The organism is Mycolicibacter longobardus (assembly GCF_002102265.1).
In the GTDB taxonomy this organism is placed as follows: Bacteria; Actinomycetota; Actinomycetes; order Mycobacteriales; family Mycobacteriaceae; genus Mycobacterium; species Mycobacterium longobardum.
In genome coordinates this window covers 100,322-123,056 of the sequence record NZ_LQPG01000017.1, presented here as the reverse complement: position 1 = coordinate 123,056, position 22,735 = coordinate 100,322, and the positions used below count along the sequence as shown (strand labels likewise).

The window sequence follows — 22,735 nt, the reverse complement described above, 5'->3', positions numbered from 1 at the left end:
GACGCGCTTAGGCTCGTTCCATGAGCAGGCCGCACCCGAAGCCCTCGTGGCAGCCACGCTCGGCGTCTCGGTCTCCGGTCTGGCACGGGGCGGCGTCGGGAATGCGCGGAACGTCGAACGGGTACGCGAGAACTGACCCCGCGACACCATGACCGAAATGGACGCCGCCGCCTCTGTCAGGGCGAGATATGACGACTCCGGCACCGGACCGGCGCTGTCGGCGCTGATGTGCGGGACGCTGGTGGGCACGTTGAGCAACAACATCGTCAACGTGCCGCTGCCGGAGATCCTCGCCGAGTTCAACGCCCCGCTGTCGAGCGGGGTGTTCGTGGTGGTCGGCTTCCTGCTGACGTTCGCCGCGACGATGCCGCTGACCGGCTGGGCCGGGGACCGGTTCGGCCGGCGACGCGCCTACTGCGTGGCGCTGGTGGGTACCGCGGCGTGTGCGATCGGCGCCACCACGGCACCGTCCCTGGCGTCGCTGATCGCCTGGCGCTCGCTGGGCGGTGTGTTCGCCGGGGCCTTCGCACCCGGAGTGATGGGGCTGATCAGCTGGCTGTTCGGGGCGCACCGACGCTCCCGCGCCATCGGGGTGTGGGCCTCGGTCAACGGGATCGGCCAGGCCATCGGACCGACCATGGGGGGCGTGATCGCCGACGGCTGGGGCTGGCGGTGGGTGTTCGTGCCGTTGGTCCCGGTAGCCCTGCTGGGCCTGGTGGGCACGCTGCGCCACATCCCGGCCTTCCCCGGTACCCACATGCGCATCGACCTGCCCGGCGCCGTGGCGCTCACCGTGGGTACAGCGCTGTTGGTGCTGTCGGTGGGTCTGGCGCCGGGGCCGGCGCGGTGGTCCGCGTTGGGTGCACTGGTGGCCGCACTGCTGATCCTGGCCTGGTTCGTGTTCCACTGCCTGCGGGTACCCGATCCGTTCGTGCAGGTGCGCCTGGCCGCTGAAGCGCGATTTGTGCGCAGCAGCATCGCCTCGTTCGCGCAGATGTTCTGCCTGAGCGCGACACTGCTGGTGGTGCCACTGTTCATGGCCGATGGCGGGTATGCGTCCACGGTCATCGGACTGGTGCTGTTGGCCATCCCGGCTGCCATGGTGACGCTCGGCCCCACGGTGGGGCGCCGGCAGGATCGGTTGGGGCCGCGGCGGGTTCTGCGCGCCGGACTGATCGTGCTCATCGGCGCCCAGAGTGCACTGGCCGCGGTCGCTATCGCCCCGGCCCGGTCGGCAGTGCTCATCCCGCTCCTGCTGGCCACCGGGGTGGGCGTTGCGCTGGTCCAGACCCCGACGGCTACCGGCTCCACGCGGTCACCGGCGGGAGCCCAGGGCACCGGCCTGGGGTTGTTCAACCTGATCCGGTTCACCGGGTCGGCATTAGGTGCGGCCTGGGTGTCGTTGGCACTGAACGTCGGTGACTATCCGCTGGTGTTCGCGGTGTCGGCCGCTGTTTGCTCCATCGGTGTGGCCGGATCCTTCCTGGGCCGAGATCCGACCGGCGCTATCGGCGCCGACCCTTGAGTTGGATCTCTCGTTTATCGTCGGCTCCCCCGTTGCGAAAGCACCTGGAGACTGGGCGTTTTCATTTCCTGTTGGAGCAGACCTGACCCAAGTCAGCGTTTACGCGCGGTCTCCCGGTGGTGGCTGGTGGTTGCCAACGGCGAAGCCGACGTGTGCGACTTCGACCCCGGTTACGAGGTCACCTGATCAGCGCCGGAGGGGTCACCCCGTCGGCCCGGCACCGAACAACGCCGGTCAGCACAGGTAGCGTTCGGCGGAGTCGACCAGACGGCTGACGCTTCCGCGATCCAGGCCGTCGTGGCGGTTCACGCCCAACTTGCGCGCTGCCCTGCTGACGACTTGATTGGCCTGACCGCGTGACTCGGGGGTCGCCCGTCCGTCCGGCCCCTTGTGCAAGACGTTGCATGCTTCATGACCCAATTGCAGCGCTTGGCGATCGAGTAACCGGACCCGGACCGTGCTGTGGACCTCGTGGAGGAAGCTGTTGGCGTCCGCATGTGCGGTACCAACTGCCAGCGAAGGCAGGGCCGAGAAAAGGATGGCTGCCAGCATTACCCCCGAGCGCCCGGCTTTGATCTGGGTCATTTGACGCCTTTCCTCGGTTTACCCCGCGCAGAAGTGAACGCCGAGAACGGTTCATTCAGGACCTTCACACTCAGCATAATCGCTCGGACCTCCTCAAAGAAAACAGGCGGGCCAGAGGAAATCTCCCCTGGCCCGCTAGTCGTCGAGAAAGTGGTCACAACATGCAGCTGACGCAACCCTCCACCTCAGTGCCCTCCAGCGCCATCTGACGCAGCCGGATGTAGTACAGCGTCTTGATTCCCTTGCGCCAGGCGTAGATCTGCGCCTTGTTCACATCGCGAGTGGTCGCGGTGTCCTTGAAGAACAGCGTCAGGCTCAACCCCTGGTCCACGTGCTGGGTGGCCGCGGCGTAGGTGTCGATGATCTTCTCGTAGCCGATCTCGTAGGCGTCCTGGTAGTACTCCAGGTTGTCGTTGTTCATGTACGGCGCCGGGTAGTAGACCCGGCCGATCTTGCCTTCCTTGCGGATCTCGACCCGCGCCACGATCGGGTGGATCGACGACGTCGAGTGGTTGATGTAGGAGATCGACCCGGTCGGCGGCACGGCCTGCAGGTTCTGGTTGTAGATCCCGTGGGCCTGCACCGATTCCTTGAGCCGGCGCCAATCGTCCTGACCCGGAATCCGGATGCCCGCATCGGCGAACAGCTGACGCACCCTGACCGTCTTGGGCTCCCACACCTGGTCGGTGTACTTGTCGAAGAACTCGCCGCTGGCGTACTTCGACTTCTCGAAGCCCGCGAACGACTTACCCCGTTCCAGGGCAAGGCGATTCGAGGCGCGCAGGGCGTGATACAGCACGGTGTAGAAGTAGATGTTGGTGAAGTCGATGCCCTCTTCGGAACCGTAGAAGATCCGCTCGCGGGCCAGGTACCCGTGCAGGTTCATCTGGCCCAGCCCGATGGCGTGCGACTCGCTGTTGCCCTTCTCGATCGACGGCACCGACCAGATGTGGGTCTGATCCGACACCGCGGTGAGCGCCCGGATGGCGACCTCAATGGTCTGGCCGAAGTCGGGCGAGTCCATCGCCTTGGCGATGTTGAGCGAGCCCAGGTTGCAGGAGATGTCCTTGCCCACCTGCGAGTAGGTCAGGTCGTCGTTGTACTCCGACGCGGTGGAGACCTGCAGGATCTCCGAGCACAGGTTGGAGTGGGTGATCTTGCCGGCGATGGGATTAGCCCGGTTCACCGTGTCCTCGAACATGATGTAGGGGTAACCGGACTCGAACTGCAACTCCGCCAAGGTCTGGAAGAACTCACGCGCCTTGATCTTGGTCTTGCGGATCGCCGAGTTGTCGACCATCTCGTGGTACTTCTCGCTGACCGAGATGTCGGCGAACGGCACCCCGTAGACCTTCTCGACGTCATAGGGCGAGAACAGGTACATGTCCTCGTTCTTCCTGGCCAGCTCGAAGGTGATGTCGGGGATCACCACGCCCAGGCTCAGCGTCTTGATCCGGATCTTCTCGTCGGCGTTCTCCCGCTTGGTGTCCAGGAATCGGTAGATGTCCGGGTGGTGGGCGTGCAGATACACCGCACCGGCGCCCTGGCGGGCACCGAGCTGGTTGGCGTAGGAGAACGAGTCCTCCAGCAGCTTCATGATCGGGATGACACCGGAAGACTGATTCTCGATGTTCTTGATCGGGGCGCCGTGCTCGCGAATGTTGCTCAGCAGCAACGCCACTCCCCCGCCACGCTTGGACAGCTGCAGGGCGGAGTTGATCGAACGGCCGATCGACTCCATGTTGTCCTCGATGCGCAGCAGGAAGCAGCTGACCGCCTCACCGCGCTGCTTCTTGCCGGAGTTCAGGAACGTCGGGGTGGCCGGCTGGAACCGGCCGTCGATGATCTCGTCGACAAGTTGCTCGGCCAGCTTGGTGTCACCGGCGGCCAGGGTCAGCGCCACCATGCACACCCGGTCCTCGAACCGCTCCAGGTAGCGCTTTCCGTCGAAGGTCTTCAGCGTGTAGGAGGTGTAGTACTTGAACGCACCCAGGAACGTCGGGAACCGAAACTTCTTGGCGTAGGCCCGATCCAGCAGCGACTTTACGAAGTTGCGCGAGTACTGGTCGAGGACCTCCCGCTCGTAGTAGTCCTTCTGAATCAGGTAGTCCAGCTTCTCGTCCTGATTGTGGAAGAACACCGTGTTCTGGTTGACGTGCTCCAGGAAGTACTGACGGGCGGCCAGCACATCCTTGTCGAACTGGATCTTGCCGTCGGCGTCGTACAGGTTGAGCATCGCGTTGAGCGCGTGGTAGTCCAGCTCGCTCACCGGAGCGCTGCGGGTGGGTGCGGTTACCTGCTCTGCAGTTGCAGCGGTCGGTGGCATGCCTCGTCCTTCCAGAAATCAGCCAAGCCCGCGCGGACGGCTTGCACGTCCTCGTCGGTTCCCATCAATTCGAATCGGTACAGATACGGCACCCCGCACTTGCGGGACACCACGTTGCCCGCGTAGCAGAACTCCGCACCGAAGTTGGTGTTGCCGGCCGCGATCACGCCACGCAGCAAGCCCCGGTTGTGTTCGTTGTTCAAGAAGGCGATGACCTGCTTGGGCACGTAGCCGCCTTCGTCGGCATCGGGCTGCTGGCGCCCACCGCCGTAGGTCGGCAGCACCAGCACATAGGGGTGGTCCACCTCGATGCGCCCGTGCAGCGGGATCCGGATGGCCGGCAGGTTCAGCTTCTGCACGAAGCGGTGGGTGTTCTCCGACACCGAGGAGAAATACACCAGGCTGCATTCAGAATCCGCAGACATGGCGACCCCCTTCAGCTCTCAGTCAGACTCCACCCATACCCGACCGGCGACCCGGCTATGCGCTCAGCGCGGTCTGCGCCAGCGCCTTGATCCGGTCCGGCCGGAAACCCGACCAGTGCTGGTCGCCGGCGACGACGACCGGGGCCTGCAGGTAGCCCAGCGCCATCACGTAGTCGCGCGCCTCGGAGTCGAGCGAGATGTCGACCTTCTCGTAGGCGATGCCCTGGTTGTCCAGCGCCTTGTAGGTGGCGTTGCACTGCACGCAGGCGGGCTTGGTGTAGACGGTGATGCTCATGGCGGCGGACTCCTCAGCGAATCGTCGACAACGAACAGATGACGGATCAGGTACTGCTTTCAGCGGGCCGCCAAGGCCTTGGATTTCCGGCTTCCGCCGCAGCTCCGGGCACCAAATCGATGCCTTTCGCCGCAGTCCGGCCAGCCGTACGATCCGGGGTCTGTCGGTGCTGCAAACACTACACCTAGTGGGTGACCTTGAGAAGCGATACCAGATGTTCCGAACGACATTCTTGAAATTCGCTGGTTGTAAGCCTGCAAGCAGGCGCGCCTCGGCGTGTCGAACATCACAATGCGGCCCACGATCACCCATGACGGCAGGTCTACCACCGCCCACCGACAACATCGCCGCGCCGCCGCACCGCCACCCCACGTCCAGCAAAGACGCGTAGCGTGCCTGCCATGCTCTGCACCGTCGCGGTGCGCGGGTACCGCTCGCTGCGCGAGGTGGTGCTGCCGCTGCACCGGCTCACCGTCGTCACCGGCGCCAACGGCACCGGCAAATCCTCGCTGTACCGGTCACTGCGGCTGCTCGCCGACTGCGGCCGGGGTGAGGTGATCGGCTCGCTGGCCCGCGAGGGCGGACTGGAGTCGGTGTTGTGGGCCGGCCCGGAGCAGCTCGGCGAAGCGCGCCGCAGCGGGGCCGGACAGGGCACCCGCCGAACCCGGCCGGTCTCGCTGGAGCTCGGCTACGCCGCCGACGACTTCGGCTACCTGGTCGACCTGGGCCTGCCGCAGTCTCCCGGCGTGGACTCGGCGTTCATCCACGACCCGGAGATCAAGCGCGAAACGATCTTCGCCGGGCCGGTGCCCCGGCGCGGGACCACGCTGGTGCGCCGCACCCGGGCTTTCGCCGAGGCCGACACCGACTCCGGCGTCGAGGAGCTGTCCCGGACACTTCCGTCATACCGCAGTGTGCTCGCCGAATTCGCCCACCCCGCAGCGCATCCGGAGCTGGCCGCGGTCCGGGACCGGCTGCGGGACTGGCGCTTCTACGACGGGTTCCGGGTGGACGCCGGCGCGCCGGTGCGCCGGCCCCAGGTCGGCACCCGCACCCCGGTGCTGGCGGGCGACGGCGCCGATCTGGCCGCGGCGGTTCAGACCATCATCGAGTCCGGCGACGACAAACTGGCCCGTGCGGTTGCGGCCGCGTTCGACGGGGCGACGGTGTCGGTCAGCGTCCATGATGGGACGTTCGACCTGCAGCTACACCAGCGGGGCATGCTGCGACCCCTGCGTGCCGCCGAATTGTCTGATGGCACACTGCGTTTCCTGCTGTGGGCCGCCGCCCTGCTGAGCCCGCAGCCGCCGTCGCTGATGGTGCTCAACGAGCCGGAGACCTCCCTGCATCCCGATCTGGTGGCACCGCTGGCCGAGCTCATCCGGGCCGCCGCCGCCCGGACCCAGATCGTGGTGGTCACCCATGCGCGCCTGATGCCGGAGCTGCTCGCCACCGTGCCCGTCGCCGACGCCATCCGAGACGACGCCGCGGAGATCGAGGTCTACAAGGACTTCGGCGAGACGCGGGTCGCCGGGCTGGGCCTGCTCAACACTCCGGCGTGGGACTGGGGCAGCCGATAACGCGGGTGACGCGGGTTATGAACTTCGCACCGAACCCCGCGACGGCCGCAGTGCGCGGCTGAACAGCCCGTTGACCTGGCGCATGGCCAAGCTGTAGGGCAGCCAGGCCAGCCGCTTGAACGCATACAGCGCCCGGATGTCACCGGAGGTGTAGACCAGGTAGCGGTTGCGCGCCACCCCGGCCAGGATCTTCTCCGCCGCCTTCTCCGGCGTTACCGCATGGCCGGCGAAGCGGCCCACCCAGCGTTCCACCTGCGGGTCCTCGCGGTCCACGCCGGCGATCTCGACGGTGTTGACCAGTGGGGTCTTCACCGCTCCGGGCACCACCACCGACACCCCGATGCGATGTCGGGCCAGGTCGAACCGGAGCACCTCCGACACTCCGCGCAGTCCGTACTTGCTGGCGGAGTAGGCGGCATGCCAGGGCAATGCGACGATTCCCGCCGCCGAGGACACGTTGACCAGATGCCCGCCCCGACCGGCCGCCATCATCGGCGGAATGAAGGTCTCGATGACGTGGATCGGCCCCATCAGGTTGATCTCGACCAGCTTGCGCCACTGTGCATGGGTGAGCCGGTCGACGGTCCCCCAGGCCGAGATCCCGGCGATGTTCATCACGACGTCCATGGCGCCATGGCGCGCGTGGATGTCGGCGGCCAATGCGGCGACGTCGTCGTAGTCGGCAATGTCGATCACCCGGTGCTCGGGTACCAGCGCCCCCAGGGCACGCGCGTCGGCGACGGTTTCGGCCAGGCCTTCGGCATTGCGGTCGGTCAGGTACAGCTCAGCGCCGTGCTCGGCCAACCGGAGCGCGGTAGCCCGGCCAATGCCGCTGGCCGCCCCGGTGATGAAGCACCGCTTGCCCCGGTAGTACTGCGCTACGCGTGTCATGGGTGCAGACGATACCGCCGGTACCGACCGCTGGGTCAATGGCGGTGACCCGCTTCGCCCGGCTCCGCCGCGCTTGCGATCACCGCTAGCCTCTGCCGCCACCCCACAGCGCATTGCGCCACAGCGCCTCCAGCACCCGGACGCCGCGACCCACATCACCGACGGGTCCGACGAAGGCGCTGTCTCCGGAGAGCATGTAGGCGGTGGTGACGCCCAGGGTCCGCACCAGAGCCGGGATGTCGTCGCTGATCGGGTTCGCGGTACCCGCGGCGATCTCCTCGTTGACCACGCCGACGATCTGGTCGATCACCGCGTCGATCTGGGCGTCCAGCAGCTCCCGGATCTCGGCATCGCTGTTGCGCGCCAGGTTGCACGCCGACATCACCGGATCGTTGTGGGCGTAGACCGCGGCCGCGCTGCCCACCATCCGCTGCGCGAACGCCGCCGGCGATTCGTCGGCGCCCCGCGGCGCGAAGTAGTGGGTGAGTTCTTCGAGCTCCTGGGTCGCCTCGGCCAGGATGTGGGCGAGCACGGCGTACTTGGAGTCGAAGTAGAAATAGAACCCCGAGCGCGCCACCCCGGCCCGGTCGCTGATGGTGCTGACCGACAGTTCCGCGAAGGGCTTTTCCTCCAGCAGCTCCCGCACCGCCTGAACGATCGCCTGACGCTGCTTGTCACCCCGCCGCATCGGCAGATCGTCAGCAGACCGCTCGCTCACGTCGTCCTGCGTATTCACCTCTGCACCTTGCACCACGCCGAGCCGGATTCAAACTTGACAGGCGTCAAGCTTAATCCAAGTATTAGGGGCTAAGTGACGGTTGCCACAACCTGTCCGGGCCGTTAAAGGAGCGTCTGTGACTACCATCAGCACCCCGCGTTACCTGCTCGACCAGGCCAAACGCCGGTTCATACCGACGGTGAACACCATCCCCGGGATGGGACTGCTGGAGAAGCGGCTGATGACCGTCGACTGGCCGCAGAGGACCCTGGCCACCCCGCCGGCGGGCAGCGACCTGAAACCCATCGTCGGCGACTCGGGTCTGCCGTTGCTGGGGCACATCGTCGAGATGTTCCGCCAGGGACCGGACTTCCCGCTGCACCTGTACCACACGCGCGGCCCGATCACCTTCGCCGATTCGCCGATCCTGCCGTCGATCGTCGCCCTGGGGCCCGACGCCACCCAGACGATCTTCACCAACAAGAACAAGGACTACTCGCAGAAGGGCTGGCTCCCGGTGATCGGGCCGTTCTTCAACCGCGGCCTGATGATGCTGGAGTTCGACGAGCACATGGCGCACCGGCGGATCATGCAGTCCGCCTTCACCCGACCCCGGCTGGCCAGCTACGTCGAAGACATCGACCGGGTGGCCAGCGCGATCGTGGCGGACTGGCCCACCGACGACGGCCGCTTCCTGGTGTACCCGGCGATGAAGGAACTGACCCTCGACGTCGCCTCGGTGGTGTTCATGGGCCACGAGCCGGGCAGCGATCACCAGCTGGTCACCAAGGTGAACCGCGCCTTCGAGCAGACCACCCGGGCCGGCGGCGCGATCATCCGGACCTCGGTGCCGCCGTTCAAATGGTGGCAGGGTCTGCAGGGCCGCAAGGTGCTCGAGGAGTACTTCGTCGAGCGGGTCAAAGAGCGCCGCAACGCCGAGGGCACCGACATGCTGACGGTGCTGTGCCACACCGCAGACGAGGACGGCAACAGCTTCTCCGACGCCGACATCGTCAACCACATGATCTTCTTGATGATGGCCGCCCACGACACCACCACCTCGACGGTGACCACGATGATCTACCACCTGGCGGCCAACCCGGAATGGCAGGAACGGGCCCGCGACGAGTCGGCGCGCCTCGGCGACGCACCGCTGGACATCGAGTCGCTGGAGAAGCTGGAGACCCTGGACCTGGTGATGGACGAGTCCCTGCGGCTCGTCACCCCGCTGCCGTTCAACATGCGCCAGACGGTGCGCGACACCGACCTGCTGGGCCACTACGTGCCGGCCGGCACCAACGTGGTCACCTGGCCGGGGATGAACCACTGGCTGCCCGAGCTCTATACCAACCCGCGTCAGTTCGACCCGGAGCGGTTCCTCGAACCGCGTGCCGAGCACAAGAAGCACCGCTACGCTTTCGCGCCGTTCGGCGGCGGGGCGCACAAGTGCATCGGAATGGTGTTCGGCCGCCTCGAGATCAAGACGGTCCTGCATCGGCTGCTGCGCCAGTACCGGTTGGAACTGGCCCACCCCAACTATCAGCCGCGGTGGGACTACGGCGGCATGCCGCTTCCGATGGACGGAATGCCGATCGTTCTGCGGCGGCTCTAGTTCACTCGCCGGCCGCGGTAGCGGTCAGCAGTCGGTTAACGCAGGTGACAACCGCTTCCACCACGGAGCCCCCGGCATCCGGTGCGAAACCGACCGCCCAGGCCGTCTCGCGGCCGTTGGAGCCGTGGATGAACGTCGCCGTCTCATCTCCGCAGCCGAGCTGGTGAAACCCGAGTATTTCCAACGTGATTCCACGTTCGTACAGCATCTCGGTGAGCGCGGCCAGCGGCCCGTACGCCGCCGCGGTACAGGTACCGGATCGGTCGCCGACGGCGATCGTGGCCTGGTAGGTCCTGCTCTGCAGGCCCAGCCGGCTGCCCGGCCGTTCGGAGTCCAGGCAGCGCCACCTGCCGACTCGCAGCGGCCCCGTGGCGTGCCCGTAGGCGGCCACGAACCCCTCCCAGGTCAGCTGCGCGCCTTGGTCGCGCAGTTCACGTGGGAGTCGGGTGGTGAAGCGGTCTGCGAAAGATGTGCTGGTCATGATGCGGTCTTTTCTGCTCGAAGAGAGCGACCGACGGGTAGTAGCTTCCGACCCACAGCGGGGGGTCGGTCTGGATCAGACCCCGCTGCGGGTACTGGCTACTACGAGAAGAAGTTGCATGATGTCACCAAGGCTAGTGGCGCGTCCGCTGGAGGCGCAAGGCATTTATGAACCAGCGCCGAGATCGATATCAATTCAAGATGCGGCGGGCCACGTTGGTGCTCACCAGGTCAAGCAGTTCATCGGCGCGACCGGCCAGGATGGTCCGGATCGCATAGAGCGAGAACCCTTTGGCCTGTTCGGCGGTGATCGCCGGCGGGATCGACAGTTCCTGGCGGGCGGTGACGACGTCGACCACGGCCGGTCCGTCGTAGGCGAACGCGTCCCGCAGGGCGTCCTCCAGCTCGGCGGGCTGCTCGACCCGGCGCCCGAACATGCCCAGCGCGGTGGCGACGGCGCCGAAGTCCGGGTTGTCCAACTCGGTGCCGAAGTTGACGATGCCGGCGGCCTTCATCTCCAGTTCGACGAAGTTGAGCGACGAATTGTTGAACACGATCACCTTGACCGGCAGGCGGTTCTGGTTCAGGGTGAGCAACTCTCCGAACAGCATCGCCAGCCCGCCGTCGCCGGCCAGCGCGACGACTTGCCGCTCACGGTCGGCGGTCTGTGCACCGATCGCATGCGGCAGCGCGCACGCCATGGTGCCGTGGTTGAACGACCCGATCAGCCGTCGTCGCCCGTTCATGCTCACGTAGCGCGCCGCCCAAACCACCGGGGAGCCGACGTCGACGGTGAAGACCGCATCATCTGCGGCCAACCGATCGGCCACCGCGGCAACGTATTCGGGACGTATCGGGGTGCGGTCCCGATCGTTGGAGGCCAGTGAGTCCAGCCGCTTACGGGTCTTGCGGTAGTGCTTCAGCGACCTTTCCAGGTGGGTGCGGTCGGTCTTGCTCGTCAACAACGGGCGCAGCGCTGCGACGGTGTCGGCGACCGTGCCGAGCAACCCGAGATCGATCGGGGTGCGCCGGCCCAGGTTTCGGCCGCGGATGTCGATTTGGATGATCTGCGCGCGGTCGGGATAGAACTGCTGGTAAGGAAAGTCGGTGCCGAGCATCAGCAGCACGTCGGCTTCCGCGATCGCCTTGTACCCGGAGGCGAACCCGAGCAGCCCTGTCATGCCGACGTCATAGGGATTGTCGTACTCGATGTACTCCTTGCCGCGCAATGCGTGAACGATCGGGGCCTGCAGCGTGTGCGCCAGCTCGACAACCAGATCGTGGGCGCCGGCCACCCCCGCGCCGGCCAGGATGGTGACGTTGGCGGCAGAGTTGAGCATGGCCGCGGCTGCCCTCAGCCCCTGCTCGTCGGGGTGGCACACCGATCCGGTGGGTAGCAGCGGACGCGCTCCCCAGCCGGTCTCGTCGAGGCGGTGACCGAAGACCTCGCCCGGCACGACGACGACGGCGACGCCGTTCTCCTCCACCGCCGCGCGCATGGCCATCGCCAGGATGCGCGGCGCCTGCTCGGGAGTGCTGACCAACTCGCAGTAGACACTGCACTCGCGAAACAGGTTCTGCGGATGGGTTTCCTGGAAGTAGTCGGAGCCGACCTCGGCCAGCGGGATGTGGGCGGCGATCGCCAGCACCGGCACCCGGGTGCGCTGTGCGTCGAACAGCCCGTTGATCAGGTGCAGGTTGCCGGGTCCGCAACTGCCCGCGCACACCGCCAACGCGCCGGTCAGCGCCGCCTCAGCGGCGGCCGCGAAGGCGGCGGTCTCCTCATGGCGCACCTGTTCCCAGCTGAAGTCGTCGGCTCGGCGGATCGCGTCGGTGAAGCCGTTGAGGCTGTCGCCGGGTATCCCGTAGGCCCGCTGTACGCCGCTGCGCTTGAGGGTCGCGATGACATGGTCAGCGACGGTTGCCATTTCGCATCCTCCTCACCCACGAGCGAGCGTGCGCAGAATGCCGTTGCAGCCGGCGTGTCGCCGTGCAAACACGCACCCTCGCGCCGAGAAGAACGCTACTTGATCAGCGGGTCGCGGGGCATCCCAAGGATCCGCTCGGCGATCTGATTGCGGGTCACCTCCGAGGTGCCGCCGGCGATCGCGATCCCGCGCGCCCCCATCACCATCCGGCCGGCCATCGCGCCCGGCCCGTCGTCGAGGGCGACGTCGGGTCCCAGCAACGCCGCTCCGATAGCCGCACCGTCGCCCATGTGCTCGGCGAGCTTGAGCTTGGTGACGTTGCCCTCCGGGCCGGGGCCGGCACCGGCGATGCTGCGCGCCACCCGGCGCAGGTTCAGCAGCCGCAATGCGTGCTCGTCGGCGACGAACCGCCCGACCCGGGTGGCCGCGTCGGCCATCGACTGCCGGTGCTGCTGGGCCAGCGCGATCAGCCGCTGGTCGATGCCGGCGGTGTAGGAGCCGCCCCCGCCGATGCTGACCCGCTCATTGCCCAAGGTGGCCCGGGCCACCTTCCAGCCCTCGTTCACCTCGCCGACGACGTCCTCGTCGGGCACGAAGACGTCGTTGAAGAACACCTCGTTGAACTCCGAACCGCCGGTGATCTGACGCAGCGGCCGCACCTCGACCCCGGGCGCCTCCATGTCGATGATCACCATGGTGATGCCGGCGTGCTTGGGGACGTCGAAGTCGGTGCGCACGGTCGCCAGGCCGCGCCGGCACAGGTGCGCGCCGGACGTCCACACCTTCTGGCCGTTGATCTTCCAGCCGCCCTCGACCCGGGTGGCCTTGGTCTTGACCGCGGCGGCATCCGAGCCGGCGTCCGGCTCGGAGAACAGCTGGCACCAGATCTCCTCCTGGCGCAGCGCCTTCTCCACGAATCGCTCGATCTGCCAGTCGGTGCCCTGCTGGATCAGCGTCAGGATCACCCAGCCGGTGATCGAGTAGTCGGGCCGCTGGACACCGGCGGCGCTGAACTCCTGCTCGATCACCAGCTGCTCGACCGCGTCGGCGGCCCGGCCCCACGGCTTGGGCCAATGCGGCATCACGTAACCGGTCGCGATCAGCCGATCCAACTGTTCGTCGGCGCCCAACGCGGCGATCTCCGCCGCGTCGGCGTGGATCCGGGTGCGCAGTTCCTCGGCCTCGGGCGGCAGGTCGAGGCTGTTGGCCCGGGTGATGCCGGCGGCGGCGCTCTCGAAGACGGCCAGGGCCGGTGCGTCACCGCCGAACAGGGCCTGCACCGTCAGTGCGCGACGCAGCTGCAGGTGGGCGTCGTGCTCCCAGGTGTAGCCGATACCGCCGTGCACCTGGATGTTCAGCTCGGCGTTGCGCACGTAGGCCGGAAACGCCAGGGTGGCGGCCACTGCGGCGGCCAGCCGGAACGCGAACTCGTCCTCGCCGTCGGCACGGGCGGCATCCCACACCGCGGCGGTGGCCGACTCGGCGCCGACCAGCATGTTCGCGCAGTGATGCTTGATGGCCTGGAAGGTGGCGATGGTCCGGCCGAACTGTTCGCGCACCTTGGCGTACTCGACCGCCGAGTCCGTGCAGTCGGCCGCGCCGCCCACCGCCTCGGCCGCCAGCAGCACCCGGGCCCGCGCCAGCGCCGACTCGCGCCCACCGGCCAGGACGTCGTCGGCGCTGATCCCGACACCGGTCAGCGTCACCCGCCCGGAGCGCCGGGTCGGGTCGAGGTTGCCGGGCACGTCGACGTTCACTCCGGCCCGGTCACGCTCCAGCACCAGCACGTCCTCGCCGGCCGCCACCAGCAGCACGTCGGCCAGCCCGGCGCCCAACACGATCCCGGCGTCACCAGAGGCCACACCCCCGTCGAGGGCGACGTCACCGGCCAGACCCACTCCCGCGGTCACCGAACCGTCGATCAGTCCGGGCAGCAGGCGGGCCTGCTGTTCGGGGGTGCCGGCGGCGGCGATCACCGCCGAGGCGATGACCGTCGGAACGAACGGTCCCGGCGCCACCGCCCGGCCCAGCTCCTCGATCACCACCACCAGCTCCGGCAGCCCGAAGCCCGAGCCGCCGTACTGCTCGTCGATATGCAGGCCCAGCCAGCCCAGGGCCGCGAGTTCTCCCCAGAACGGTGGCCGACTCTCGTCTTCGGCGTCCAGCAGCGCACGGGCCGCCGAGCGGGCTTTCTGTGCGGTCAGGAATCCGCGGGCCACCTCGGCCAGTTCGCGGTGGTCGTCGGTTACTGCGATGCCCATGGGAAGCCTCCTGGATTCGTCTACTCGGGAAGCTACTTGGGAGCGAATCGTTGCCCGGCGTCGAGTCGCAGGCACTGCCCGTTGAGCATCGGGTTGTCGACGACGGCGGCGACCAGCTTGGCGAACTCCTCGGGCCGGCCCAGACGCTTGGGGAACGCCGCGTCCTTGGTCAGCGCGCTGGCGAACTCCTCCGGGATGCCCTTGGTCAGTCCGGTGGCGAACAGGCTCGGAGCGATCGCCAGCGCCCGGATGCCCACCGAGCCGAGGTCACGAGCCATGGTCAGGGCCATGCCGGCGATGCCCGCCTTGGCGGCGGTGTAGGCCACCTGGCCGATCTGGCCTTCGAAGGCCGCGATCGAGGCCGTGTTGATGATGACCCCGCGCTCATCGTCTTCGGGCTCGTTGGTGCTCATGTGTGCCGCGGCCAGCCGGTTGATGTTGAACGTGGCGACCAGGTTCAGGTCGATCACCGCGCGGAACGACTCCAGGTCGTGCGGGCCGGACTTGGACAGGGTGCGCTTGGCGATGCCACCGCCCGCGGTGGTGACGATGACGTGCAGGCCGCCGAGGCCCTCGACCGCTGCGGCCAGGGTCTTCTCAGTGCCGGCGAAGTCGGTGACATCCACCGGGTAGAAGGCGCCGGCTCCCCCCTTCAGGCCCGCGGCCACCTCCCCGCCCTCCGAACCCTCCCGGTCGAGCACCGCAACGTCGGCTCCCCCGGCGGCCAGCAGCTCCGCGGTGGCTCGCCCCATCCCGGAGGCGCCGCCGACGATGATGACCTTCTTGCCGTTGATGTCCATCCACACACCCCTTCAGACCGTTACGCGAGAATCTAGTAGTTGAGAATCTAGACAAGTTATCGTTCCGCTCGGAAACCACTGCCCCTCGGGCATCAGACAGGGCCCAAGGAGGGAACCGTGGCCGCACCGACGGCGCCGGAAGTGCTCGAGCGACACGACGGCCCGGTGACCTACCTCCACACCGACCCCGGCCTGCCCCCGGTCGCCGTCATCGACCGCTCCCCGATCTCCGCGCGCCAGAAATTGATGTTCGGTGCACTCGCCGTGGTGGGCGCCGTGGCGTGGGCGGTGATCGCGTTCGCCCGCGGCGAGTCGGTGAACGCCGTGTGGTTCGTGATCGCCGCGCTCTGCACCTACATCATCGGAATTCGTTTCTACGCAAGGTTTATCGAGCGCAAGATCGTGCGCCCCCGCGACGAGCACGCCACTCCCGCGGAGATTCTCGAGGACGGCACCGACTACCTGCCGACCGACCGGCGGGTGCTCTTCGGCCACCATTTCGCGGCGATCGCCGGCGCCGGCCCGCTGGTCGGCCCGGTACTGGCCACGCAGATGGGCTATCTGCCGGGCGCCATCTGGATCGTGATCGGCGCGGTGGTGGCCGGCTGCGTGCAGGACTACCTGGTGCTGTGGTGCTCGGTGCGGCGGCGCGGCCGTTCATTGGGACAGATGGCCCGCGAGGAACTCGGCGTGATCGGCGGTGCGGCCGCGATCATCGGGGTGCTGGTGATCATGGTGATCCTGATCGCGGTGCTGGCGCTGATCGTGGTGCGGGCGCTGGCGGTCAGCCCCTGGGGGGTGTTCTCCATCGCGATGACCATTCCGATCGCACTGTTCATGGGGTGCTATCTGCGATTCCTGCGGCCGGGCCGGGTGTCGGAGGTGTCGCTGATCGGGGTCATCGCACTGCTGGGCGCTGTCGCAGGCGGCAAGTGGGTCGCCGAAACATCCTGGGGCGCCGCTTGGTTCACGCTGTCCCCGGTGACGTTGTGCTGGTGCATCATCGGCTACGGCTTCGCGGCCTCGGTGCTGCCGGTGTGGCTGCTGCTGGCGCCGCGCGACTATCTGTCGACGTTCATGAAGGTCGGCACCATCGCGCTGCTGGCCGTCAGCATCCTGCTCGCCCGGCCGGTGATGGCCGCTCCCGCCGTCTCGGAGTTCGCGCACACCGGTGACGGGCCGGTGTTCGCCGGGTCGCTGTTCCCGTTCCTGTTCATCACGATCGCGTGCGGCGCGCTGTCGGGATTTCATTCGCTGATCGCCTCGGGCACCACCCCGAAACTGCTGGAGAAAGAGAGCCAGATGCGGCTGATCGGCTACGGCGGCATGCTCACCGAGTCTTTCGTGGCGGTGATGGCGCTGATCACGGCCGCGATCCTGGACCAGCACCTGTACTTCGCCCTCAATGCCCCGGTCGCCGCCACCGGCGGCACCGCCGAGAGCGCCGCCGCCTACGTCAACGGACTCGGCCTGGGCGGGTCACCGGTGACCGGCGAGCAGATCAGCGAGGCCGCCGCCGCTGTCGGCGAGCAGTCGATCGTGTCGCGCACCGGTGGCGCGCCGACCCTGGCGGTGGGGATGGCCGACGTGCTGGGCCGGGTGTTCGGCGGCCCGGCCCTCAAAGCGTTCTGGTACCACTTCGCGATCATGTTCGAGGCGCTGTTCATCCTGACCACCCTCGACGCGGGGACCCGGGTGGCCCGGTTCATGCTCGCCGACGCACTGAGCAACCTCGGCGGGCCGCTGCGCCGGCTGGCCAACCCGAGTTGGCGCGTCGGGGCTTGGGCCTGCAGCCTGGCCGTGGTCGCCGGCTGGGGTTCGATCCTGTTGATGGGCGTGACCGATCCGCTCGGCGGGATCAACACCCTGTTCCCGCTGTTCGGCATCGCCAATCAGTTGCTCGCCGCGATCGCACTGACCGTGGTGACGGTGATCGTGATCAGGCACGCCGGCCTGAAATGGGCACTGATTCCCGGCATTCCGCTGCTCTGGGACCTGACGGTCACCATGACGGCGTCGTGGCAGAAGATCTTCTCCGGTGATCCGCGGGTGGGCTACTGGACCCAGCACTTCGCCTATCGGGCCGCTGAGCGGGCCGGTGAAACGTCATTCGGGTCGGCGGCCGATCCGCGGCAGTTGCACGACGTCGTCCGCAACACCTTCATCCAGGGCAGCCTGTCGATCGTGTTCGCCTCCGTGGTCGCCGTGGTGTTCGTGACCGGAATCGTGGTGTCACTGCGTGCGATTCGCCGAACGGATCCGATCACCGAACCGCCGCCGGTGCTGTCGCGGCGGTTTGCGCCGGCCGGATTGATCCCGACGCCCGCCGAGCGAAAGGTGCAGGCGCAATGGGACGCCCACTCGACCGGCTAGCCCGGGCCGCCCGCCATATCGGCTGGTACTGGGCAACCCTGATGGGCGACAACCACTACCGCCGCTACCTGGAATACCACCACCGCGCCCACCCCGGTGAACCGGTGCTCTCCGAACGGGACTACTGGCGTCGGCGTCACGCCACGGACCCCGGCGCGCGCTGCTGCTGAGGCCGTTCACGCAGGGCCGTGGCCAAACCTTAATGAAGCCTTGACCGAGTTGTGGGCATGTGCGAAGGGCTTCGCCGCCCGAATCTCCCTACCATCAACGGCGATAACCCAAGTTTTAAGTTCGGGAAGGTACGCCGGAGATGTGGAAATCGGTGCGCTCTGCAATGGTGGTGGTCGGGGTCGCAGTCACAACGCTGGTAACGCCGCCCGGATCGGCCTCGGCCGCGGCCAGCCAGCCACCCGGTGCCGGTATCGCATCGATCCAGCCGGCGTCGGGCACCGTGGTCGGCGTGGCGCATCCGGTGGTGGTCACGTTCTCCGCGCCGGTGCTCGACCGCCGGGCCGCCGAGCGCACCATCGCGGTGCGCACCAATCCGCCCATGACCGGAACCTATGAGTGGGTCGAGGACACCGAGGTGCACTGGGTTCCCGACCACTATTGGCCCGCGCACAGCACCGTGGCACTGTCGGTGGGCAAGCTCTCCGCCGACTTCAGCACCGGCGCAAAGGTGGTGGGTGTCGCCAGTATCTCCGCGCACACCTTCACCGTGACCGTCGACGATGAGGAGGCGGGCCCGCTGCCGGCACCGCACCACCGCCCGCACTGGGGCGAAGACGGGGTCATGCCCGCCACCATGGGCAAGTCCGAATACGAGACACCGACGGGCAACTACACCGTGCTGGCCAAGGACCGAAAAGTGCTGATGGACTCCAGCAGCGTCGGTATCCCCATCGACGACCCCGAGGGCTACCGCTTCGAGGTGGAGCAGGCCGTGCGCATCACCCGGCGTGGGCTCTACATCCACGCCGCCCCCTGGGCGCTGCACTCACTGGGCCTGGAGAACGTCAGCCACGGCTGCGTCGGTCTGAGCCCCACCGACGCGGAGTGGTACTTCGACCGGGTCAATATCGGCGACCCGGTGATCATCAAGGAGTGACGCCGCGCGTCAGGCCGAGGCCGCAGTCCCGAATTCCACCGGCATGGCGTCGATCCCGTTGATCCAGGGCAGCACCGAGCGTGACGGACGGTCCAGCTGGTGAATGTCGGGAATGATGTCCGCCAGTGCGCCGAAGATCAGGTTGATCTGCATGCGAGCGAGATTCGCGCCGATGCAGTAGTGCGCGCCCGGAGCCCCGAAACCCAGATGATGGTTGGGGCTTCGCAGGATGTTGAACGTGAACGGGTCGTCGAAAACCTCTTCGTCGTAATTGGCTGAGCCGTAGAACATTCCGACCCGTTGACCCTTGCTGATCTGCACCCCACCGAGCTCGACATCGCGCAGCGCCGTGCGCTGAAACGAGATGATCGGTGTGGCCCAGCGGACCACCTCGTCGGCCATGGTCGGCGGGCGCTGCTCGACGTAGAGCCGCCATTGGTCGGGGTGGTCGAAGAACGCCAGCATCCCCTGCGAGGTGGCGTTGCGGGTGGTCTCGTTGCCGGCGACCATCAGCATCATCACGTAGTAGCCGAATTCCAGTGGGGTGAGCGCTTCTCCGTCGATGGTCGCGGTGACCAGGGCGGTCGCAATGTCGTCCCGCGGCCTGCGCTTCCGGTCCTCGGCCAGCTGGTAGGCGTAGCCCAGAAGTTCCGCGGAAGCCTGCATGCCGTCTGCGACGGCCTCCGGTTCACCCGTGCCGCCGCCCACCAGCCGATTGCTCCAGTCGAAGACCTGCTGGCTCTCTTCGGCCGGCACCCCGATCAGCTCGCAGATGGTTGCCAACGGCAATTGCGTTGCCACCTCGGTGACGAAGTCGCCGGATTGGTGCTCGGCAGCGGCTGCGACGATCTCGCGCGCTCGGCGGTCGAGTGAATCCCGCATGCCCGCGACGACGCGGGGCGTGAATCCACGGGAGACGATCCGGCGCAACTTGGTGTGCTTCGGTCCGTCGAGGAACAGCATCACGTTGTCGCGGCTGGCCTCGTGGACATCGGCGTTGTCGGTGGTGTTCGTCCGGATCAGCGAAGTGTTCTCATGCGAGGAGAACACCTCGTCGTGCAGCGACACCTCGCGTACATCAGCGTGTTTCGTGACGACCCAGTAGCCCTCGTCGGGGTAGCCGGAGACGCCGTAGGGCTGGGCGTTCCACCAGATCGGTTGAGTCTTGCGCAGCAGAGCGAACTCCTCATGCGGAATCCGCTCGGCGATGAGCGCGGGGTCGGTGAAATCGAAGCCCTCCGGCAGCAGGCGTTGTGTCTCGGTCATCGTGCTCCCTCTCGCTCTACCAGTGGTTGCCATGCCATACCGTCTTCGGCGCTGATGACGTAGCCGCCCGAGGGGGCGGCGAAATGTGATCCGAGCAGCAGTGCCCGCTCGTCGGCGACACGGCGCAGCAGCTGCAGCCGGCTGGCGTGAGCCGCGCCCGCGTCCGCGTCGGGCAGGGCGCTGATCTGCGGGTCGCCGATCTGGACCGGATGGTGTACGACGTCGCCGGTGATGTACGCGACCGCGCCGGCGGACTCGATGCGCACCGACACATGGCCGGGGGTGTGACCCGCGGTGGGGACGAGCCGGACCTGCTCGCTCACTTGATGATCGGGGGCGATCAGCCGGAGCCTGCCATGGTGTTCCAACGGTGCGACGCATTCCGAGGGCGCCCGGTCCTCACCGGTGATCCCGCACCAGTGTTCGTGCTCGGCCACGGTAACCAGGTATTCGGCATTGGCGAACATCGGCACCCATTGCCCGTCGCGCTCGACGGTGTTGCGGCCGGCGTGGTCGCGGTGCAGATGAGTGCACACCACCGCCGTGATGTCGTCCGGGCGAAATCCCGTGGCGGCCAGTGACTCCTCGAAGCGATCCGGTATCCCCCGGGTCCGCAGGAAGCTTTCGGCGAAGCAGGTGTCGACGAGCACGCGGGCGGCCGGGGACTCGATCAGGTAGGACTGGATCGCCATCAGGATGTTGCCCGACTCATCGGAATAGTCGGGCAGCGAACTGTCCGGAAAACGCTCGGGTGCTGCTGCGAACAGCCGCGACGGCGGGATCGGAATGACCGCCTGCAGGACCGCGTAGATGTGAGCTTCGCCGACAGTCCAGTGCTGCACGCCCATGGTCCCCTTCTCGCACGGCGATCGTATGACACAAATCATTTGGAATTCAATGATTCGTCGAACCGGGCGGTCTGGCACACTCAACCCGTGGCAGCACCCACCGTCCGCTTTCGGCGGCTCGCCGAACAGGTCGCCGATGAGCTCCGCCGGCGCATCCTCGCCGGCCAGCTCACCGACGATCATGTGCTTCCCAAAGAGGACCAACTGCTGGTCGAATTCGCCATCAGCAAGCCGTCGCTGCGCGAAGCCATGCGGATCCTGGAGGCCGAGGGGCTGATCACCGTGCGCCGCGGCAAACACGGCGGCGCGGTGGTCCACCGCCCCACTCCAGCAAACGTCGCGTACACGATGGGCCTGGTCCTGGGCTCCCAGCAGGTGAGCCTCGCGGACGTCGGCACCGCACTGTTGCAGGTCGAACCGGCCTGCGCGGCGCTGTGCGCTCAGCGGCCGGACCGGAAGAGCACGGTGGTGCCCATTCTGCGTCGCCTGCACGAGGAATCGGTGATCGCGGTCGCCGACTTGCAGCAGGCCACCTCGGCCAGCCGGCGCTATCACGAAGCGCTCGTCACGCACTGCGGCAACGCCACCATGCGCGTAATGGCGGGCGCTCTGGAAACCCTGTGGTCGGCTCACGAGCAAAGCTGGTCGAGTCAGGTCACCGACCACTCGACGGTGCCGGTGTCCGAACGGCGCGCGGTCCTGGAGGACCACCGACAGGTGATCGACGCGATCGACGTCGGCGACGCCCAGCGGGCCCGTGAACTCGCGGCCGCACACCTGCTGCACGTTCAGCACTACCCCGGCCGATCGGCGATCGTCGATCCCGCCATGATCCGCCCGCGCGGGCTCCCCACGTCCTACGAGGACGACCGCGCAGCGCCCGCCGGCTCGCATTGACGGCCCGCCTTATTTCCATATGATTTGTTCATGCCGGACTCGGTCGACGTGCAGAGCCCCCGCCTCGGCGGTTCAGCGGTCTGGTCGCCCTCGGTGGTCCCGCCGATCGGGGTGGAGCTGAGCAACGCCCAGGCCCTGGCGGTGGCGTTCCGGCACCTCGCCGACATCGGCTTCGCCGAGAACATGGCCGGCCACATCACCTGGCAGCCCGAGGGCCAGACCGAGATGCTGGTCAATCCGTGGGGATTGTGGTGGGCCGAGCTGACCGCCTCCGACATCTGCACCGTGGACGAGGACGCCCGGGTGGTGCGGGGCCGCTGGGACGTCACCCCGGCCATTCATATCCACACCGAACTGCACCGTGCCCGCCCCGACGCGCGCGTGGTGATCCACAACCATCCCTACTACGTGAGCCTGTTGGCGTCGCTGCAGACGCTGCCCGAACTGGTCCACCAGACCGGGTCGCTGTTCCTCGACGACCTGTGCTTCGTCGACACCTACGACGGCGAGGTGGACACCGCATCGAGGGCCCGGGAGCTGGCCGAGCGCATCGGTGGCGCGAACCTGGCCATCCTGGCGTCGCACGGGGTGATCGCCACCGGGCGCACGCTGGCCGAGGCGGTCTATCGGTCCGCGACCATCGAGCGGGTGTGCAAGCTGGCCTACCACGTCATGCTGACCGGCCGGACGCCCCCGCCGATGAACCGGTCCGACATGGCCGGCATGCAGGCATCCTTGATCGAGCGCGCCGCCGATGTGTACTGGGCCGGCGCGGCACGCATGACCATCAAGGCCGACCGCGGTGTGCTGGAGTAGC

At 67.4% G+C, this 22,735-nt stretch carries 20 protein-coding genes; 8 read left to right on the top strand and 12 right to left on the bottom strand.

Translation table 11 applies throughout. The features are described from left to right. Nucleotides 1–148: 148 nt before the first annotated feature. Nucleotides 149–1,525, top strand: a complete 1,377-nt coding sequence (locus AWC16_RS09125; protein WP_085264424.1) for an MFS transporter — start codon at nt 149–151, stop codon at nt 1,523–1,525. 234 nt (nt 1,526–1,759) lie between these two features. On the opposite strand, the gene AWC16_RS09120 is transcribed toward AWC16_RS09125, so the two are convergent. The 4 genes from AWC16_RS09120 to AWC16_RS09105 form a co-directional block, all read right to left on the bottom strand. Continuing rightward, the gene (locus tag AWC16_RS09120; protein WP_085264423.1) at nt 1,760–2,110 is read right to left on the bottom strand and encodes a DUF732 domain-containing protein; all 351 of its coding nucleotides are present in this window, start codon (nt 2,108–2,110) and stop codon (nt 1,760–1,762) included. Between the two features lie 154 nt (nt 2,111–2,264). Further along, nucleotides 2,265–4,436 (bottom strand): class 1b ribonucleoside-diphosphate reductase subunit alpha, encoded by a 2,172-nt coding sequence (gene nrdE / locus AWC16_RS09115; protein WP_085264422.1) that lies wholly within the window; start codon nt 4,434–4,436, stop codon nt 2,265–2,267. Then, complete coding sequence (gene nrdI / locus AWC16_RS09110; RefSeq protein WP_085264421.1) at nt 4,403–4,861, bottom strand: class Ib ribonucleoside-diphosphate reductase assembly flavoprotein NrdI; 459 nt, start codon at nt 4,859–4,861, stop codon at nt 4,403–4,405. Before nrdI ends, nrdE begins: the two co-directional genes overlap by 34 nt. Before the next feature lie 55 nt (nt 4,862–4,916). Continuing rightward, nucleotides 4,917–5,156, bottom strand: coding sequence for a redoxin NrdH (locus AWC16_RS09105; RefSeq protein ID WP_085264420.1), 240 nt, complete (start codon nt 5,154–5,156; stop codon nt 4,917–4,919). Nucleotides 5,157–5,557: 401 nt separating this feature from the next. On the opposite strand from AWC16_RS09105, the gene AWC16_RS09100 reads away from it, so the two are divergent. Beyond that, nucleotides 5,558–6,736, top strand: a complete 1,179-nt coding sequence (locus AWC16_RS09100) for an AAA family ATPase (RefSeq protein WP_085264419.1) — start codon at nt 5,558–5,560, stop codon at nt 6,734–6,736. Between the two features lie 15 nt (nt 6,737–6,751). Here the strand turns inward: AWC16_RS09100 and AWC16_RS09095 are convergent, their stop codons facing one another. Next, complete coding sequence (locus AWC16_RS09095) at nt 6,752–7,627, bottom strand: SDR family oxidoreductase (protein ID WP_085264418.1); 876 nt, start codon at nt 7,625–7,627, stop codon at nt 6,752–6,754. Between the two features lie 85 nt (nt 7,628–7,712). Continuing rightward, on the bottom strand, nt 7,713–8,315 hold the full coding sequence (locus AWC16_RS09090) for a TetR/AcrR family transcriptional regulator (RefSeq protein WP_085264559.1): 603 nt from the start codon (nt 8,313–8,315) through the stop codon (nt 7,713–7,715). A gap of 166 nt (nt 8,316–8,481) precedes the next feature. On the opposite strand from AWC16_RS09090, the gene AWC16_RS09085 reads away from it, so the two are divergent. Continuing rightward, nucleotides 8,482–9,957, top strand: coding sequence for a cytochrome P450 (locus AWC16_RS09085; protein ID WP_085264417.1), 1,476 nt, complete (start codon nt 8,482–8,484; stop codon nt 9,955–9,957). A 1-nt stretch (nt 9,958) separates the two neighbouring features. Here the strand turns inward: AWC16_RS09085 and AWC16_RS09080 are convergent, their stop codons facing one another. The 4 genes from AWC16_RS09080 to AWC16_RS09065 form a co-directional block, all read right to left on the bottom strand. Further along, nucleotides 9,959–10,438 carry a 2-isopropylmalate synthase gene (locus AWC16_RS09080; protein WP_085264416.1) on the bottom strand — a complete coding sequence of 160 codons (480 nt, stop codon included), beginning with the start codon at nt 10,436–10,438 and terminating at the stop codon, nt 9,959–9,961. Nucleotides 10,439–10,628: 190 nt separating this feature from the next. Further along, nucleotides 10,629–12,365: a ubiquinone-dependent pyruvate dehydrogenase gene (poxB, locus tag AWC16_RS09075; RefSeq protein ID WP_085264415.1), complete on the bottom strand. Its 1,737-nt coding sequence runs from the start codon at nt 12,363–12,365 to the stop codon at nt 10,629–10,631. Between the two features lie 95 nt (nt 12,366–12,460). After that, the gene (locus AWC16_RS09070; RefSeq protein ID WP_085264414.1) at nt 12,461–14,626 is read right to left on the bottom strand and encodes an acyl-CoA dehydrogenase family protein; all 2,166 of its coding nucleotides are present in this window, start codon (nt 14,624–14,626) and stop codon (nt 12,461–12,463) included. A gap of 32 nt (nt 14,627–14,658) precedes the next feature. Next, a complete protein-coding gene (locus tag AWC16_RS09065) occupies nt 14,659–15,426 on the bottom strand; it encodes an SDR family NAD(P)-dependent oxidoreductase (RefSeq protein ID WP_085264558.1) in 768 nt (255 codons plus the stop codon). Nucleotides 15,427–15,543: 117 nt separating this feature from the next. Between AWC16_RS09065 and AWC16_RS09060 the strand changes: the two genes are divergently transcribed. The 3 genes from AWC16_RS09060 (at nt 15,544) to AWC16_RS09050 (ending at nt 18,907) form a co-directional block, all read left to right on the top strand. Beyond that, nucleotides 15,544–17,799, top strand: coding sequence for a carbon starvation CstA family protein (locus AWC16_RS09060; protein WP_085264413.1), 2,256 nt, complete (start codon nt 15,544–15,546; stop codon nt 17,797–17,799). Beyond that, nucleotides 17,775–17,969, top strand: a complete 195-nt coding sequence (locus AWC16_RS09055; protein WP_085264412.1) for a CstA-like transporter-associated (seleno)protein — start codon at nt 17,775–17,777, stop codon at nt 17,967–17,969. The genes AWC16_RS09060 and AWC16_RS09055 overlap by 25 nt, the downstream gene beginning before the upstream one ends. 140 nt (nt 17,970–18,109) lie before the next feature. Further along, the gene (locus AWC16_RS09050) at nt 18,110–18,907 is read left to right on the top strand and encodes a L,D-transpeptidase (RefSeq protein ID WP_085264411.1); all 798 of its coding nucleotides are present in this window, start codon (nt 18,110–18,112) and stop codon (nt 18,905–18,907) included. Between the two features lie 9 nt (nt 18,908–18,916). On the opposite strand, the gene AWC16_RS09045 is transcribed toward AWC16_RS09050, so the two are convergent. After that, a complete protein-coding gene (locus AWC16_RS09045) occupies nt 18,917–20,173 on the bottom strand; it encodes a cytochrome P450 (protein ID WP_085264410.1) in 1,257 nt (418 codons plus the stop codon). Continuing rightward, nucleotides 20,170–21,021 carry an MBL fold metallo-hydrolase gene (locus AWC16_RS09040; RefSeq protein WP_234812184.1) on the bottom strand — a complete coding sequence of 284 codons (852 nt, stop codon included), beginning with the start codon at nt 21,019–21,021 and terminating at the stop codon, nt 20,170–20,172. The genes AWC16_RS09045 and AWC16_RS09040 overlap by 4 nt, the downstream gene beginning before the upstream one ends. Before the next feature lie 87 nt (nt 21,022–21,108). Between AWC16_RS09040 and AWC16_RS09035 the strand changes: the two genes are divergently transcribed. Both AWC16_RS09035 and AWC16_RS09030 read left to right on the top strand, forming a co-directional pair. Next, nucleotides 21,109–21,918, top strand: a complete 810-nt coding sequence (locus tag AWC16_RS09035; protein ID WP_085264556.1) for a FadR/GntR family transcriptional regulator — start codon at nt 21,109–21,111, stop codon at nt 21,916–21,918. A 30-nt stretch (nt 21,919–21,948) separates the two neighbouring features. Next, nucleotides 21,949–22,734, top strand: a complete 786-nt coding sequence (locus AWC16_RS09030) for a class II aldolase/adducin family protein (RefSeq protein WP_085264409.1) — start codon at nt 21,949–21,951, stop codon at nt 22,732–22,734. Nucleotide 22,735: the final 1 nt, after the last annotated feature.

Excerpts from the sequence above, each read along its gene's own strand:
- AWC16_RS09125 (WP_085264424.1), top strand. The coding sequence starts at position 149 with ATGACCGAAATGGACGCCGCCGCCTCTGTCAGGGCGAGATATGACGAC.
- AWC16_RS09120 (WP_085264423.1), bottom strand. The coding sequence starts at position 2,110 with ATGACCCAGATCAAAGCCGGGCGCTCGGGGGTAATGCTGGCAGCCATC.
- nrdE (WP_085264422.1), bottom strand. The coding sequence starts at position 4,436 with ATGCCACCGACCGCTGCAACTGCAGAGCAGGTAACCGCACCCACCCGC.
- nrdI (WP_085264421.1), bottom strand. The coding sequence starts at position 4,861 with ATGTCTGCGGATTCTGAATGCAGCCTGGTGTATTTCTCCTCGGTGTCG.
- AWC16_RS09105 (WP_085264420.1), bottom strand. The coding sequence starts at position 5,156 with ATGAGCATCACCGTCTACACCAAGCCCGCCTGCGTGCAGTGCAACGCC.
- AWC16_RS09100 (WP_085264419.1), top strand. The coding sequence starts at position 5,558 with ATGCTCTGCACCGTCGCGGTGCGCGGGTACCGCTCGCTGCGCGAGGTG.
- AWC16_RS09095 (WP_085264418.1), bottom strand. The coding sequence starts at position 7,627 with ATGACACGCGTAGCGCAGTACTACCGGGGCAAGCGGTGCTTCATCACC.
- AWC16_RS09090 (WP_085264559.1), bottom strand. The coding sequence starts at position 8,315 with ATGCGGCGGGGTGACAAGCAGCGTCAGGCGATCGTTCAGGCGGTGCGG.
- AWC16_RS09080 (WP_085264416.1), bottom strand. The coding sequence starts at position 10,438 with ATGACCAGCACATCTTTCGCAGACCGCTTCACCACCCGACTCCCACGT.
- poxB (WP_085264415.1), bottom strand. The coding sequence starts at position 12,365 with ATGGCAACCGTCGCTGACCATGTCATCGCGACCCTCAAGCGCAGCGGC.
- AWC16_RS09070 (WP_085264414.1), bottom strand. The coding sequence starts at position 14,626 with ATGGGCATCGCAGTAACCGACGACCACCGCGAACTGGCCGAGGTGGCC.
- AWC16_RS09065 (WP_085264558.1), bottom strand. The coding sequence starts at position 15,426 with ATGGACATCAACGGCAAGAAGGTCATCATCGTCGGCGGCGCCTCCGGG.
- AWC16_RS09055 (WP_085264412.1), top strand. The coding sequence starts at position 17,775 with ATGGGACGCCCACTCGACCGGCTAGCCCGGGCCGCCCGCCATATCGGC.
- AWC16_RS09050 (WP_085264411.1), top strand. The coding sequence starts at position 18,110 with ATGTGGAAATCGGTGCGCTCTGCAATGGTGGTGGTCGGGGTCGCAGTC.
- AWC16_RS09045 (WP_085264410.1), bottom strand. The coding sequence starts at position 20,173 with ATGACCGAGACACAACGCCTGCTGCCGGAGGGCTTCGATTTCACCGAC.
- AWC16_RS09040 (WP_234812184.1), bottom strand. The coding sequence starts at position 21,021 with ATGGGCGTGCAGCACTGGACTGTCGGCGAAGCTCACATCTACGCGGTC.
- AWC16_RS09030 (WP_085264409.1), top strand. The coding sequence starts at position 21,949 with ATGCCGGACTCGGTCGACGTGCAGAGCCCCCGCCTCGGCGGTTCAGCG.